The organism is Nocardia coffeae, from assembly GCF_019890715.1.
Lineage (GTDB): Bacteria > Actinomycetota > Actinomycetes > Mycobacteriales > Mycobacteriaceae > Nocardia > Nocardia jiangxiensis.
The window spans coordinates 84692-99419 of record NZ_JAINZY010000016.1 but is presented as its reverse complement, the minus strand read 5'-3'; the positions used below and the strand labels follow the sequence as shown (position 1 = coordinate 99419).

Below are 14728 nucleotides of genomic sequence, written 5' to 3'. Positions count from 1 at the left end.
GCGGGTCAGGCAACACTGGAGAACATGACTGCCGATGCCCTGGGCACCGAAACCACTGCCGACACTACGATCGCGGCCCGCGCTACCGATCTGGTCAAGCTGTACGGAACTGGAGACACCCAGGTCCGGGCACTGGACGGGGTGAGCGCGGAATTCGCCACGGGTGAGTTCACCGCCATCATGGGTCCGTCGGGCTCGGGCAAATCCACCCTGATGCACTGCCTGGCCGGGCTCGACGCGGCCACCTCCGGCGCGGTGCACATCGGCGGGACCGACCTGACCGGCCTGTCCGACAAGGAGATGACCGCACTGCGCCGCGACCGGATCGGTTTCGTGTTCCAGGCGTTCAATCTGGTCCCGACGTTGACCGCGCTGGAGAACATCACGTTGCCGCTGGACATCGCCGGCCGCAACGCCGATCAGGACTGGCTCGACACGGTGATCAAACGCCTGGGCCTGAACGACCGGCTCGCCCACCGGCCCAGCGAACTGTCCGGCGGCCAGCAGCAGCGCGTGGCGTGCGCCCGCGCCCTGGCCGGAAAACCCGAGATCATCTTCGGCGACGAGCCGACCGGAAATCTGGACTCGCGGTCCTCCGGCGAGGTGCTCTCGATCCTGCGCGCGGCCGTCGACGAATTCGGGCAGACGGTCGTCATCGTCACCCACGAGCCGCACGCCGCCTCCTACGCCGACCGGGTGATCTTCCTCGCCGACGGCCGCATCGTCGACGAATTGCGTGATCCCACAGCCGAATCCGTGCTGGACCGGATGAAAAAGCTGGAGAACGCCTGATGGCCGCGAGCCCGATGCGCAAGGTGGCCTTGCGCAATCTCGCCGCGCACAAGGTGCGCCTGGCGCTGACCGTACTGTCGGTGATTCTCGGAACCGCCTTCATCGCAGGGTCTTTCGTGTTCACCGACACCCTGCAGAGCACCTTCAACGGCATCTTCGCCGATCAGGCCAAGGGCGTGGACGTGCGGGTGCAGCCCGAGGAACGTACGTCGCTGGGCGTTCCGCTCGACGTGATCGACAAGGTCACCGCGACCCCCGGCGTGCGGGCGGTCGCCCCCGCGGTGCAGGGGCCGGTCGTGCTGCTGAAGGACGGTCACGCGGTGCAGACCGGTGGTGCGCCCAGTCTCGGGCAGTCCTATCTGCCGCCGGACAAGGCCGTCGCCGAACCGCAGAAGATCGTCGCGGGCGTCGCGCCCACCGGCCCCGGACAGGTCGCGATCAATTCCGGTGGGGCGCAACGCGCCGGGTTGTCGGTCGGGGATCGCACCGAGATCCTCATCCCGTCCAAGGGCAATATCGTGGTGACCGTCAGCGGGATCTACACCATGAGCTCCGATTCCGGCGGATTCATCGGAATTCTGTTCGACGACGCTCAGGCGCGCGAACTGTTCACCGACGGACAGCACGTGGGCTACGTCGACGTGGCCGCGGCGCCGGGCGTCTCGGCGGATACCGTGCGCGACAGGCTGTCCCGGGTTCTGCCGGGCTACAAGGTGCTCGACGGCGATCAGGTGCGCGCGGATCTGAAGGCCCAGGTCGGCAACGCGCTCAAATTCGTGAACTACTTCCTGCTCGCCTTCGGTGCGATCGCGCTGCTGGTGGGCACGTTCATCATCTACAACACCTTCTCGATGATCGTGGCGCAGCGGCTGCGGGAACTGGCGCTGCTGCGTGCGGTGGGTGCGAGTAGACGGCAGGTGGGGCTGTCGGTGGTGGCCGAGGCGGCGATCATCGGATTGATCGGCAGCGCACTGGGTCTGGCCTGTGGCATCGCGTTGGCGTTCGGGTTGTCCGGGCTGCTCAATGCCTTCGACCTGGGATTGCCCACCGGGGCCATGCAGGTGCAGGTGCGTACCGTGCTGGCGGCGCTGGGCATCGGTCTGGTGGTGACGGTGGGCAGCGCCTATGCGCCCGCGCGCCGCGCGGCCAAGATTCCGCCGGTGGAGGCCATGCGCGAGGAGTTCGCCTCGACCGGCGAATCGTTGCGGTTGCGCACGGGCATCGGCGTGGCGCTCGCGGTCGTCGGTGTCGTGCTGGTTGTGCTCGGGGCTCGCCACACCGGCGGCAATGCCGCGTTGACCGTCGGAATCGGTGCTGCTGCACTGATTTTCGCGGTGCTGTTCGCCTCGCCGTCGTTGTCGCGGCCGGTGCTGGCGGCGCTCGGCGTGCTGGTGCGACCGTTCGGGCCGATCGGGCATATGGCGCGCAACAACGCGGTCCGCAATCCGCGGCGCACCGCGGCGACTGCTTTCGCGCTCACCCTGGGGTTGATGCTGGTCTCGGCGATCGGCATGCTCGGAGCCTCGGCGAAGGCGAGTGTGAGCGACGTGGTCGACCAGGGCGTCAAGGCCGATTACGTCCTGACCGGTCCGCAGCTGATCGGTGTGCCCGTCGGCGCGGGGCAGGCCGTGAGATCCGTTGCGGGAGTCCAGGATGCGGTGGCCTTCCGCGGCGTGCAGATGAAGATCGGCGAGGATCCGCTGTACGGCATCTCACCGGATGCGGCGATGAGTCCCGTCCTGAACTACGAGATTCGCAGTGGCGACAAGACACTCGGCGACAACGATATTCAGGTCTCGGAAACCGAAGCCGGGAAACACAATTGGCACGCCGGTCAGCAGGTGCAGCTGACCAGCATGGACAACAAGAAGTTCACCGTCACGGTGGCCGGAATCTACAAGGACACCCAGTTGCTCGGATCCTTGGTGGTGTCCTCGGCGCTGTACGACCAGGTGATGCCCGTCGCGTTCCGCGCCGATGTGATCGTGCTGATCTCCGCCGCGCCGGGGGCCGATCTGACGCTCATGCGGCAGAACCTGGTCAAGGCGACCGCGCCGTTCGTCGTGGTGCAGGTGGAGAACCGGCAGGAATTCAAGGGCACGCGGGGCCAACAGATCGACACCATGCTCGCGATCCTCTACGGGCTGCTGGCCTTGGCGGTGGTGATCGCGGTGCTCGGCATCGTCAACACGCTCGCACTGTCGGTGGTCGAACGCCGTCGCGAGATCGGCATGTTGCGGGCGGTCGGCATGCAGCGACCGCAGGTGCGCCGGAGCATCTATCTGGAGTCGATGCTGATCGCGGTGTTCGGTGCGCTCGTGGGCGTGGTGCTCGGGCTCGGACTCGGCGTCGGATTCCTGCGGACCCTCAGTGATCTGGGCATCAGCACGATCACCGTGCCGTGGATCCAGATCGTGCTGATGCTGGTCGGCTCCGGCGTGGTGGGTGTACTGGCCGCCGTGTGGCCCGGGATCCGGGCCGCGCGCACGCCACCTCTGGCCGCCATCGCCGATCTGTGAGCACGGCGGGCGTCGAGCATCCGGCGGTCTCGTCGGCGAGTTCCCCGGGGCGACACGGTCGTCGGGTGACGCGCAGGCGAGATACCGGGTCCGGGGGTGTGCGGATCGTATGATCTGCATCTGTCCGGTTCGCCCGCTGGTCCACATGGTCGGTGAAGGAGTCTGGAGATGGATCTCTTCGGCACGCTCGGTGGCGCGTTGGGGGTTCTGAATGCAGGTTTGGGACTGGCACAGTCGTTGATGGGATTCCTGAGCGCGCTCGGCAGCAGCGCGCCGGGGACGTAGCGTCCGGCTCACCCCGCGTGGTTGTTCGCCCAGGTGCGTACGTCGCCGCGGTCGAGGGCCACGGCCAGTAGATCCGGGAATTTGTCCGGGGTGCAGGCGAAGGCGGGGACGCCAAGTCCGGCCAGTGCGGCGGCGTTCTCGTGGTCGTAAGCGGGTGCGCCGTCGTCGGACAGCGCCAGCAGGACCAACACCTGGACGCCGGATTCCCGCATCGCGGCGATCCGGCGCAGCATCTCCGCGCGGATCCCGCCCTCGTACAGGTCGGAGATCAGGACGAACAGCGTGTCGGCCGGACGCGTGATCAGCTGCTGGCTGTAGGCGATGGCGCGATTGATATCGGTGCCGCCGCCGAGCTGGGTGCCGAACAGGACGTCGACCGGATCCGAGAGCTGATCGGTGAGATCCACGACGGCCGTATCGAAGACGACCATCGAGGTCTTCAGCGAACGCATCGAGGCCAGGACCGCACCGAACACCGAGGCGTACACCACGCTCGAGGCCATCGATCCGGACTGGTCGATCGCCAGCACCACATCGCGCCGCACCGCCTGCGACTTGCGGCCGTACCCGATCAGCTGTTCGGGTACCACCGTGCGGTGTTCGGGCAGGTAGTGCGCGAGATTGCGGCGGATGGTGCGATCCCAGTCGATATCGCGCAGCCGTGGACGCGTGGTGCGCGCGGCGCGGTTCAGCGCGCCGGACACCGCGGCAACGGTCCGCGCGGCGATGCGCCGCTCGATCTCGCGCACCACCTTCTCCACCACCATGCGTGCCGTGGACCGGGTGGTCTCGGGCATCACCCGGTTCAGGCTCAGCAGGGTGCCGACCAGGTGCACATCGGGCTCGACGGCCTCGAGCAGTTCCGGTTCGAGCAACAGCTGCGTCAGATCGAGCCGCTCCACCGCATCACGCTGCATCACCTCCACCACGGTGGACGGGAAATAGCTGCGGATGTCACCCAGCCATCGGGCTACCTTGGGCGCCGATCCGCCCAGCCCGCCCGTCCGCTTCTCCGACGGCGTCAGCTCCTCGGCGTTGTACAGCGCCGAGAGCGCCCGATCCATCGCCGTGTCACCTCCGGAACCGAGCCCGCCCAGGCAGGACTCCGCGGGCGCGCCCAGCACCAGACGCCAACGGCGAGACTGTGTTCGATCGATGTCGGTCATCGGTGGTAATGCCTCCTCGTAGCGCTGCGGTTGAATCCGCAGCGTGCAGGTTTCGTCGTCAGGTCGGTGATCGGCCGGTGCACGGCGGGTGAGTTTCCGGGCATTACGCGACTGCCAGGATTCGGGTGACGGCGTGCAGGGCCAGTGCGCCGCGGTCGGGGTCGAAGCCGCCGGTTCGGGTCGGGGCGACCGGGACGGGGCCGCCGTCGCGGACGGCCTGCGCGATTGCCTGCCGTTCACCGGATTCGAAGGCGCCGAAGGTTCTGCGGAGGAGCGGTAGAGTGGCGACGAACTGGTCCTCGTCCAGGCTGCGGAGCCAGATGTCGATGCGGTGCAACAGGTTCCGGTCGTGCACGAGGAGCAGGCCGCGGCCGCCGAGGAATCCGTCGATCCACGCGGCCTTCTCGGCGGGATCGTGACCGACCGACAGCGCCGCGGACAGGCGACGGGCGGATTCGGCGTCGTCCAGGATGCCCGCGTCGCACAGCAGCCGGACCGCACGGCCGACCAGGCTGCCGTGCACATCGCCGCGGTCGGCGAGTTTGCCCAGGGCGCTGTGCCATTCGCGGGTCGACCACTCGTCGTCGCGGGTGGCCAGGGCCAGGTGCGCGTCGTCCAGCAGGACGCGCAGGGCGGCCGCGGCGTCGGCATCCAATCCGGTGACGGCACTGGGCAATCCGGCGCAGATGCGCACCAGCATCCCGTTGGCGACACGGGCCAGCGCCGCGACGTCGGTACCGCGCACATCGCCGTACCGCAGCGTGCGGATCAGCCCCGGCAGAGCCGCGAGCAGACGGGTGACGTCGTGATCCACCGCGGCCGCGGATTCGAGCCGGGCCACCAGTCCCGGCACCGCGCCGCCGAGATCGGCCAGCAGGGCCTGTTCGAGGGCGCCGCCCAGATCGGCGACGGTGGCATCGGGTGCGGCGGCGGAGTCCAGGATCTTCGCCTCCGCGGCGGACAGCAGGGTGGTGCCCCAGCGGGATGCCTCGATGACGGCGATGGCGAGTTCGGGCTCCCAGACCAGCGTCCACGTCTCCCGGAAGGTTCCGGTATTGCGGACCTCGCTCGATGTCGGTGTGCCCCAGCCGATTGCGAGCAGTCCCAACCGGTGCAGCAGGTGTGAGCGCGCGACGTCGCGATCTTTGCGCAGGTCCAGATCCAGCTGGCGGGACAGGGCTTGACGCGTCAGCCGCAGCGAACGCGCCTGTGCGCGCAGATCCGCCTCGAGCGGAACCGCTGGGGTGTCCTCCGGTACCGAGCCGAGCGCCTCGCCGACGACCAGCTCCCCGGTGACCAGGCGCAACATCGTCTCGTCGCCCTCGCACAACACCGCTCGGGTGGCCTCGGTGACTTCCGAGAGCCCCGGCAACGGTCGCTCGCGCAGGATGGCGAGGGTGTTCGCGAGCCGCACCGATTCGATGATGTGCGCACTGGATACCGGCAGGTCGTGTGCCCGCAGGGTTCCGGCGACCTTGGTGAGCCAGCGCACGATCGGCTGATCGGTCTCGGTGAACAGGTGGTGATACCACCCCGGCGAGGTGACTCCCGCGCCGTAACCCGAGGAACCCGCCAGGCGCGAATGTGTCCAGGGCACCCATGTCGAGGTCGCCTTCACCTTCGGCAATCCCTTGAGCATGCGCGCATCGGCTGCCGCGGGCCCGAGCGGCCCCACCAGCGCCGGAGCATGAAAAGCGCCGCACACCACGGCGAGTCGCACGGCCCCGCCCTTCAATGCCTTACGCATCGTCTGGCGCATGTATGCCTCGCGCCGCAAGGTATGCGGATCCACCGAGGATCCGATCAGCTCAGCGGCCTCGCGTGCCGGATCGATCGCTGTCGGTGGGTCGATCTCGTGATCGGCAGCGGCGTGGATATCGTCGCCCGCGCCGACGGTCTCGGCCGGCGAACCGCTGGGCTCCGAGGTCGGTTCGCGCAGGGCGGCCATGGCCTCGGTGACGGCGTCGAAAACGTCTGCGTCGGCGCTGGATTCGATGACCGCGTCCCACCAGCGTTCCGGGTCGTCGTAGCCCGCGGTGGCAGCCAGGACGGCGAGGGGGTCGGTGCGGTCGCCGGGTTCGTCGGTCGCGGCCAGGGCGTGGGTCGCGGGCAGGTCGCAGAAGCCGACGCTGACCTCATGCTCATGGGCGTAGCGCAGGGCCTGCCATTCGGGGGAGAACACCGCGAAGGGCCAGAATGCGGCGCGGGAGGGGGTATCCGGGACATAGGCCAGCAGTGCGACCGGTGGCGTCATGTCCGCGGCGGCGATGTGGGCGATCAGCGGATCGGCATCGGCCGGGCCCTCGATCAGGATGGCATCGGGCCGGAACTGCTCCAGCGCCAGGCGAAGTGAGCGCGCCGATCCCGGGCCGTGATGGCGGATGCCGAACACACGGGTCTGTGGCGCTTCGGCGGCCGGGGCCGATTCCGGTGGTGAGTCGGCTGTGTGGTGTGGGCTCATGCGTGGACCTCGCGGCACGCCCGGTAGAAGTCGGCCCAGTCCTCCCGTTCGCGGACGACCGCTTCCAGATATTCGGTCCACACCACGCCATCGGCCACCGGATCCTTCACGACCGCGCCGAGCACCGCGCCCGCGATATCGGCGGCGCGCAGGACACCGTCGCCGAAATGCGCCGAGAGCGCGAGTCCGTTGGTGATCACCGAGATCGCCTCGGCGGTGGACAGCGTGCCGGACGGGGATTTGAGTTTGGTCCGGCCGTCGGCGGTGATTCCGGATCTCAGCTCGCGGAAGACCCGGACCACCCGGCGCACCTCTTCCGCGGCGGCGGGCACCGCGGGCAGTTCCAATGCGGCGCCGAGCTGTTCGACGCGGCGGGTCACGATCGCGACCTCCTCGTCCTCGTCGGCGGGCAACGGCAGAACGACGGTGTTGAAGCGCCGCCGCAGTGCCGAGGACAGTTCGTTGACGCCGCGGTCGCGGTCGTTGGCCGTGGCGATGACGTTGAAGCCCTTGGTGGCCTGCACCTCCATCCCCAGTTCGGGGACCGGCAGGGTCTTCTCCGAGAGCACCGTGATCAGCGCATCCTGTACATCGGAGGGGATGCGGGTGAGCTCCTCGACGCGGGCGATCGAACCCAGGCGCATGGCCGTCATCACCGGGGAGGGCACCAGCGCGCCCTCGCTGGGGCCCTCGGCCAGGAGCCGGGCGTAGTTCCAGCCGTAGCGGATCGCCTCCTCCGCGGTTCCGGAGGTGCCCTGCACCAACAATGTCGACTCACCACACACGGCCGCCGAAAGATGTTCGGACACCCAGGTTTTCGCGGTACCGGGCACACCGAGCAGCAACAGTGCGCGGTCGGTCGCGAGCGTGGCGACCGCGACCTCCATCAGCCTGCGCGGCCCGACGTATTTGGGGCTCACCACGGTGCCGTCGGACAGGGTGCCGCCCAGCAGGTAGGTGACCACACCCCACGGCGACAGTCGCCACGAGGGCGGGCGGGGGCGGTCGTCGGCCGCGGCCAGTGCGCGCAGCTCATCGGCGAAGGCCTGTTCGGCGTGCGGACGCAGCAGGCTGTTCGATGCGGAATCGGTGGTATCCGTCGTGGTCATTGCAACTCCTCGAGCATGGTCGTGCGCTGGATCAGGTCATGGGCGAGCTCGTTGAAACAGGTCTCCCAGTAGGGATCACCGCAGCGGCGGGCAGCGATCTCGACCGCGGCGGTGGCCTCGATCGGGAAGTGCACCGCGGCAGTGCGGAACAGGGTGCGATAGGACGCGGGGGACAGGCCCGGCGCGCCGGGACGTGCCGCGGCGAGCTTGGCGCGGTCCAGCAACAGCCGGATCAGGTACTGGGCCAGCGGGACGGGCCACGGCCGCGGCACCGCCTGCACCAGCAGTTCGATCTCGGCGAGCCAGCTGCTGTCCAGTGTGCGCAGATACTCCACCCGCCGGTCGAGCGGAAGCAGGGCGAACAGCTGCCGCCGCACATCGGGGTCGGCCCCGAGCGTCGGGGTGCCGGTCAGCACCTCGAACAATGTTGCGGCCCAACGGCTGTCGTGCTGGGCGAGTGCGGCATCGGCCCATCCGGCAGTGACCGGACCGAGCAGATCGGCGCGCATACCCACCCGGGCAGCCGATCCGGGAGCGCCCAGCAGCGCGTCCCAGTGACGCATCGGGGTCGCGGCGATCACCCGTCGTAGCCACTCCGCCGTGACGTGCGGCGCTCCGTCCAGCCGGTAGGCGGTGTGCGCGGTGCGGTCCGCGATGCCGTCGCGGCGGGCCGAATCCTCCAGCCGGTGGGGCAGATCGGCGACCAACTGCTTGCCGTCGAAGGTGAGCCAGCGCGAGGCGCGTTCGGTCATCCGCGCGGCGAAGGCCGAATCCGGCAGGCGGGCGAGCAGATCGGCGGCGACCCGGCGGACCTCGGCGCGTGAGTCGTCGAGCGCGGATTCCAGGAGCGGCTCGTCGGCCAGGGTGAGTCCTTCGGCGAGGACGGCCAGCAGATCCGCGCGTACCGGACCGGGTTCGGAATGCCAGGTGCCGGTGAGGGTTTCGCGGGCAGCGCAGGAATCGTGCGCCCGCAACTGAGCCAGCCAGGCGCGCCGCTCGGCGGGGCGGCCGTGCGACCAGACGCTCCGATCGTCGGGACTGGCGCGGGCCAGGGTGTGCCACGGCGCGTGGTGTTCGGCCAGCCAGCGGCCGCGTTCCCCGGCCAGACGCAGCAGTGACTCACGCAGGGGCGTACGGGATTTCGCCTGGTCCAGCAGCAGGGTGCAGATCGCGTCGGGTGCGCGGAAATCGTGCGGTTCGGCGACCTCGAACCATTCGGTCAGGAACGGCGACGCCTCGCTCAGCAGGCGCACGAGGCGAGTCGCGGCCGGAGCGGGCAGGATCGGGCGCTGGTCGGTCTCTGCGGGTTCGGGCGGCTCACCCGTGCCGGGCAGGACCGCGCCGCGGGCGAAGACGTCCTGTAGCGCGGCGGCCTCGAGCAGAATCTGTGCCGGATCGCCGGACAGGCGACCGGCGGCCTCGGCCACCGGTTCGGGCAGTACGGCCGGATCGACGCCGCGACGTGCCGTACCCAGCAGGGCGACCGAGGCCAGTTCGTCCGTCTGCGCCCGGGATCCACCGATCGCCTCCGCGTCGATGGCGGCCATCTCACCGCCCGCCCACGCCGACACCGGCACGAGACCGTCTGCGGTCCATTCCCCGACCACCGCGACCGGATGTCCACCCGACAGACTCATCAGCTGCCAGGGCTGGCGGGCCAGTCGTGCCAGCGGGAGTGCGGAGCCCGCGTGGTCGACGACGGACCAGGCATCGCCGGACACCACCGGAACGACATCGCTGAGCAGCACCGGCCACGATCGCAGCCACGGATCCGTGCCGAGGGCACGGGCGTGCGCGGTCAGCGCGTCGGTGATACCGCCCGGCTCCGCGCCGGGGGTTTCCGGCGCGGTGGCGAACGGCCGGGGGATGGGCTCAGGAACGTCGTGCCGTTCGCCCCACAGCGCACGCAGTGCGGCGGCTCCCGGATAGAAATGCAGGTCGGCATCGACCATCGAGCCCGGCACCGGCAGATCCGCGGGAAAGGCCGGAGTACCGAACGAGTGGTCGAGGATCAGTGCCCAGCGCCCACTCGTCCGCCCGCGTACCCAGACCTTGCGGGTATGTACCCGTTCCTCCTCGGTGATCCGCAGGCCCAGCACCATCCAGTGATCGCGGACGGCGGATTCGCTGCGGACCGACTCCGCGGTGACCGGATAGCCGATGTGCGTGCGCGCACTGGCGGCCAGCGCCGGTTCGAGATCGTCGAGGCGGCGATGTGCCGTGGCGAGCAGGTGTAGCCGGGCGTACTCGCGCAGCAGGACCGCCGGCCAGTCCTCCCGGCCGACAACATTGCGTGGAAGTTGCCGCAGCACGGATGCCACGCCGGGAACCTGTGCGTCGACCATCCGCGCGGCGACCGATTCGAAAGCGCCGAACGAGCGATCCGCCTGGGCCAGCCCGGTGCGCACCTGATCGCACAACCACACGTCCAGATCCGCGAGTCCGGCCGTGACCCGGTCGCGGCGCTGTGCCGCCGTGGCTGCCGATGGCGTCTTCTGCTGTGCCGCAGCGGTTTTGGCTTCTCGCTGCGCGCGGGCGCCGAGCCATTCCGCAGCGTGGTCGGCGGGTGCGGCGGCCTCGGACACCATGCCGTCGGACCAGATCAGCAGGAGCGACAAGGCGTGCTTACAGGGGAATTTCCGGCTGGGGCAGGAACATTTGTAGGCGGGCCCGGACAGATCCACGATCGTCTGGTACGGCTTCGCGCCGCTGCCCTTGCACAGCCCCCACAGTGCGGTGGCACACCATCCGGCAGAGTTCCACCGCCCGTGCAGTTTTCGCGCGGCGGTGAGCGATGCGGCATCGGGTGCCAGCGCGGCGACCTGCTGTGCGGTCCATGTCATCGATTCGGTTCCCACTGGTGTCGTCGGCACTGCCGTCCCCCGTTCATTCGGTTGATCGGATTTCTACCCCACCCCACCGACAGGAATCGCCCGACGGGTTCGGCGACCGGGTTCGCGGTGGGTTTGCGAGACCAATATCGCTGGGGCGGTGAGTAATTGAAACTTCATGCGCTCTTGTGCTGGAGATCGAACTCTGTCATTCTGTTCTGTTCGGTTGATCCGAACCACCCGAATTCGGGTGAGACCCGTAGAACTGCCCGGTCGGGGACGGCCGAGGGGTGGACATCGGGCGGATCACCGCTCGATGGCCATAAGCACCCCGTCCGGGACGGTTCGCGGCCTCCGGCATACGCGAGTGCGCGGCGCATCCGGTAGCGTCGGCATGTCGGTAGTCCGAACGCGCTATGGCGTTTGCGGAGGGAGTGGCAGTTGGGGGACGTGTCCACCGGCGTCGCGCAACGCCTGTCCGATCTGGTGCTGCACCGCCTGGATGCCGATCCGACGATCACCCCGCAGGTATCGAGTGCGGTGCTGGCCGCGCTGGACGCCGAACCCGACCCGTCGCCGAGCCTGGGGATGAACGGAATCTTCCTGCGCACCATCCGAGTTCGCGGTTTTCGCGGTATCGGCCCCGAGGCGTCGCTTCGTCTGGATCCGGGCCCGGGGCTCACGCTCGTGGTGGGGCGCAACGGATCCGGTAAATCGAGTTTCGCCGAGGCCGCCGAGCTGGCCCTGACCGGTGATACGCGCCGCTGGGCGGGCCGGGCTTCGGTCTGGCGCGAGGGATGGCGAAACCTGCACGACGGCAATACCTCCCGGGTCGAGGTGGAGCTCACCGCAGCCGCTCCGGACGGCGCGCTGACGATCGCCCGCGAGTGGCCCGAGGGCGCCGATCTCGCCGGCGGCACCTGGACGCAATCACGAAAAGCAAGCGACCCCACCGAATTTCGCGTCGATCGATGGTCTCGTGCACTCGAGCTCTACCGGCCGTTCCTGTCCTACAGCGAACTCGGCGCGCTGGTCGACGGCCGCCCCAGTGATCTGTTCGACGCCCTGCATCGGCTGCTGGGCCTGGACGATCTCACCGCGGCGCAGGAGCGCACGCGCGTGCGCCGCCTCGAATTGGAGCGTGCGGCAAGACAATCCCGCGACGAACGCAACGAGCTGCTCGTCGCTCTGGATTCCGTCGCCGACGACCGCGCGGCACGGGTCGCACAGTTGCTGCGGGCCGCCGATCCGGATCTGGCGGCCATCGGCGGCGAGGTGTCGGGCGCCCGGCACGATCCGGCGGGCACCGCCGCATTGCAGTCGATGCTCCGGCTGCGATTGCCGGATGCGGAGTCGGTGGCGGAGGCCGCCGCGGCGGTCGAGGCGAGTGCGCGGCGGCTGAGTGAGCTGACCACCGGCGATACCGAGGCCGAATTGCGGGTGCTGGAGCTGCTCACCCGCGCACGCACACATGCGCTGGCCGCGGGCACGTGCGCCTGCCCGGTGTGTGGGGCGGGCGCGCTCGATGCGCAGTGGTTGCACGAGACCGAGACCCAGATCGCCCGGCTGACCGAGCGCGCCGCCGCGGTCACCGCTGCTCGCGACGCTCTCCTCGCCGCCGCCGAACGTGCCCGTGCCCTGGTGCTGCCGGTGCCCGCCGAACTGGATCCGCCTCCGCCGCAGGCGCCCAACGTGGACACCGGACCGGCGCGGCGTGCCTGGTCCGCATGGGCGATGCTGGCGCAGGCGGAACCGGATGTGGAGTTTCCGGCGCGGTTGCGGTCCGCCCACGCGGATCTGGCTCGGCTGCTCGCGGCGTTGCGCGGTTCGGCTCGTAAGGAATTGGATCGGCTCGACGCGGTGTGGGTGCCACTGGTTCCGCGCATCGCCGCCTGGCTGCAGGGTGCACGGACGGTCGCGGCCGCCGAATCCGAGCTGCACACCGTCCGGCGTGCCGAGGACTGGCTCAAATCGGCCGCCGCCGGGCTGCGCGAGGAGCGGATGGCTCCGCTGGCCGAGCACGCCCGCGGTATCTGGCGCGGATTGCGCCAGCAGAGCAATGTGGACCTCGGGGTGATCCGGTTGCAGGGCAACGCCGGAGCCAGTCGCAAGGTGCTGTTGGACGTCACCGTCGACGAGGCGGGGAGCAATGCGCTGGGGGTGATGAGTCAGGGCGAGCTGCACGCCCTGGGCCTGGCGTTGTTCCTACCGCGCGCGACGGTGCCGGAGAGTCCGTTCGGCTTCGTCGTCATCGATGATCCGGTGCAGGCGATGGATCCGGCCAAGGTGGACGGCTTGGCCCGGGTCCTGGCCGCGGCGGCGCGCAGCGGACGTCAGGTCGTGGTGTTCACCCACGACGAGCGGCTGGCCGAAGCGGTGCGCCGATTGCGGCTGGATGCAACGGTTCTGGATGTGCAGCGTCGGGAACGCTCGGCCGTGGAGGTGCGCGTCGCTGAGGATCCGGTGCGGCGCTATCTCAGCGATGCCAACGCCCTGGCGCGCACCAAACAGTTGCCCCGTTCCATCGCGGACGAACTGGTGGTGACCTGCTGCCGGTCGGCGATCGAGGCCGCCGCACTGGCCAGGTCCCGGCGCACGCTGCTGGCCGAGGGGATCGATCACCGCGAGGTGCAGCGCCGGGTCGACGCCGCGCGCACCACCTGGGAGAAGGTGTCGCTGGCCGTCTTCGGCGATCCGGATCGGGTGGACGATCTGAACGATCTGCTCGACCGTGATGCGGCCTGGGCGCGGGCGGTGCTGCGGGACGCGGCCGCCGGGGCGCATATCCGGATCGATCGCCGTACTCGCGAATTGATCAGCGGGACCAGGAAATTCGTCAAATGGCTGAATCCGTAGCGCCGGAGTCGCAGCCGCCGACGGTCGCGCAGCGCCTCGCCGCGGCGGATGAGCTGCTGCGCGGCACCGTGACCGATGCGGGCGGGCTGTGGTCGCGGGCGACGGTGTGGATCCTGCGTCTGGCGCTCGAACAGTCCATCGACCGGCTGTGGCTGGTGGTGGCCCCACCGTTGGCCCGGTGCAGCATGCGGGCCCAGCTGCTGGCGCTGGATTCCTATGCCGGCCAGGAGACCTCGGCCCGGATCTCGGCGCTGTGGGCGACGTTGTCCCGAGTGGGGCATCACCAGGACTACGAGCTGGCCCCGACCGTGGTCGAGCTGCGGCGGTGGTTCGACGAAACCGCCCGGCTCGCCGACGAATTGGCGGCGCTGGCCGAATCCGATGATGTGGCTACGCACAAGCAACCACGTACCGGCCGGTCGTAATGGCCCGTATTGTCCGGCAATTCGGTGACTAACGGCCCAATATCGCTATCAACATGGGGATTTCGGTGATGCGGATGGCCTATGGCCAGTACTGTGTGCTTGCTGCTCGGTTTGCGGCGTGAATGCGGTTGTACACGGTCGGGTTTCATCTGTCTCGATGAAAGAGAGCTGCATCATGGATACGCTCAACCTGCTCAACTCCGGTTCGGCACTGGTGGCCAACGCCAGCTCGGCGCTGGCCAGCGTCCTCAACCTGCTCAGCATGCTGTGAACCGGACGGGTGC

Annotated in this window: 8 protein-coding genes; 4 read left to right on the top strand and 4 right to left on the bottom strand. The window is 69.2% G+C overall.

All coding sequences use genetic code 11. The features are described 5' to 3' along the window. Window positions 1–24: 24 nt before the first annotated feature. Together K7711_RS39145 and K7711_RS39140 are read left to right on the top strand one after the other, a co-directional pair. Window positions 25–792, top strand: coding sequence for an ABC transporter ATP-binding protein (locus K7711_RS39145; protein ID WP_222976529.1), 768 nt, complete (start codon window positions 25–27; stop codon window positions 790–792). Continuing rightward, window positions 792–3311, top strand: coding sequence for an ABC transporter permease (locus tag K7711_RS39140; RefSeq protein ID WP_222976528.1), 2520 nt, complete (start codon window positions 792–794; stop codon window positions 3309–3311). Before K7711_RS39145 ends, K7711_RS39140 begins: the two co-directional genes overlap by 1 nt. 293 nt (window positions 3312–3604) lie before the next feature. Here K7711_RS39140 and K7711_RS39135 read toward each other — a convergent pair whose 3' ends face one another. The 4 genes from K7711_RS39135 to K7711_RS39120 form a co-directional block, all read right to left on the bottom strand. Then, window positions 3605–4762 carry a VWA domain-containing protein gene (locus K7711_RS39135; RefSeq protein WP_222976526.1) on the bottom strand — a complete coding sequence of 386 codons (1158 nt, stop codon included), beginning with the start codon at window positions 4760–4762 and terminating at the stop codon, window positions 3605–3607. Between the two features lie 103 nt (window positions 4763–4865). Beyond that, window positions 4866–7223, bottom strand: a complete 2358-nt coding sequence (locus K7711_RS39130; RefSeq protein WP_222976524.1) for a DUF5682 family protein — start codon at window positions 7221–7223, stop codon at window positions 4866–4868. After that, entirely contained in the window at window positions 7220–8332 is a 1113-nt protein-coding gene (locus tag K7711_RS39125) for an ATP-binding protein (RefSeq protein WP_040827348.1), read from the bottom strand. The genes K7711_RS39130 and K7711_RS39125 overlap by 4 nt, the downstream gene beginning before the upstream one ends. Beyond that, the gene (locus K7711_RS39120; RefSeq protein WP_222976522.1) at window positions 8329–11175 is read right to left on the bottom strand and encodes an SWIM zinc finger family protein; all 2847 of its coding nucleotides are present in this window, start codon (window positions 11173–11175) and stop codon (window positions 8329–8331) included. Before K7711_RS39120 ends, K7711_RS39125 begins: the two co-directional genes overlap by 4 nt. Window positions 11176–11613: 438 nt before the next feature. Between K7711_RS39120 and K7711_RS39115 the strand changes: the two genes are divergently transcribed. Together K7711_RS39115 and K7711_RS39110 are read left to right on the top strand one after the other, a co-directional pair. Continuing rightward, window positions 11614–14019, top strand: a complete 2406-nt coding sequence (locus tag K7711_RS39115; protein ID WP_308015159.1) for an AAA family ATPase — start codon at window positions 11614–11616, stop codon at window positions 14017–14019. Continuing rightward, window positions 14004–14444 (top strand): hypothetical protein, encoded by a 441-nt coding sequence (locus tag K7711_RS39110; protein WP_222976520.1) that lies wholly within the window; start codon window positions 14004–14006, stop codon window positions 14442–14444. The genes K7711_RS39115 and K7711_RS39110 overlap by 16 nt, the downstream gene beginning before the upstream one ends. Window positions 14445–14728: the final 284 nt, after the last annotated feature.

Coding starts and splice junctions, on each gene's coding strand:
- K7711_RS39120 (WP_222976522.1), bottom strand. CDS start 11,175: ATGACATGGACCGCACAGCAGGTCGCCGCGCTGGCACCCGATGCCGCA.
- K7711_RS39125 (WP_040827348.1), bottom strand. CDS start 8,332: ATGACCACGACGGATACCACCGATTCCGCATCGAACAGCCTGCTGCGT.
- K7711_RS39110 (WP_222976520.1), top strand. CDS start 14,004: ATGGCTGAATCCGTAGCGCCGGAGTCGCAGCCGCCGACGGTCGCGCAG.
- K7711_RS39140 (WP_222976528.1), top strand. CDS start 792: ATGGCCGCGAGCCCGATGCGCAAGGTGGCCTTGCGCAATCTCGCCGCG.
- K7711_RS39135 (WP_222976526.1), bottom strand. CDS start 4,762: ATGACCGACATCGATCGAACACAGTCTCGCCGTTGGCGTCTGGTGCTG.
- K7711_RS39145 (WP_222976529.1), top strand. CDS start 25: ATGACTGCCGATGCCCTGGGCACCGAAACCACTGCCGACACTACGATC.
- K7711_RS39130 (WP_222976524.1), bottom strand. CDS start 7,223: ATGAGCCCACACCACACAGCCGACTCACCACCGGAATCGGCCCCGGCC.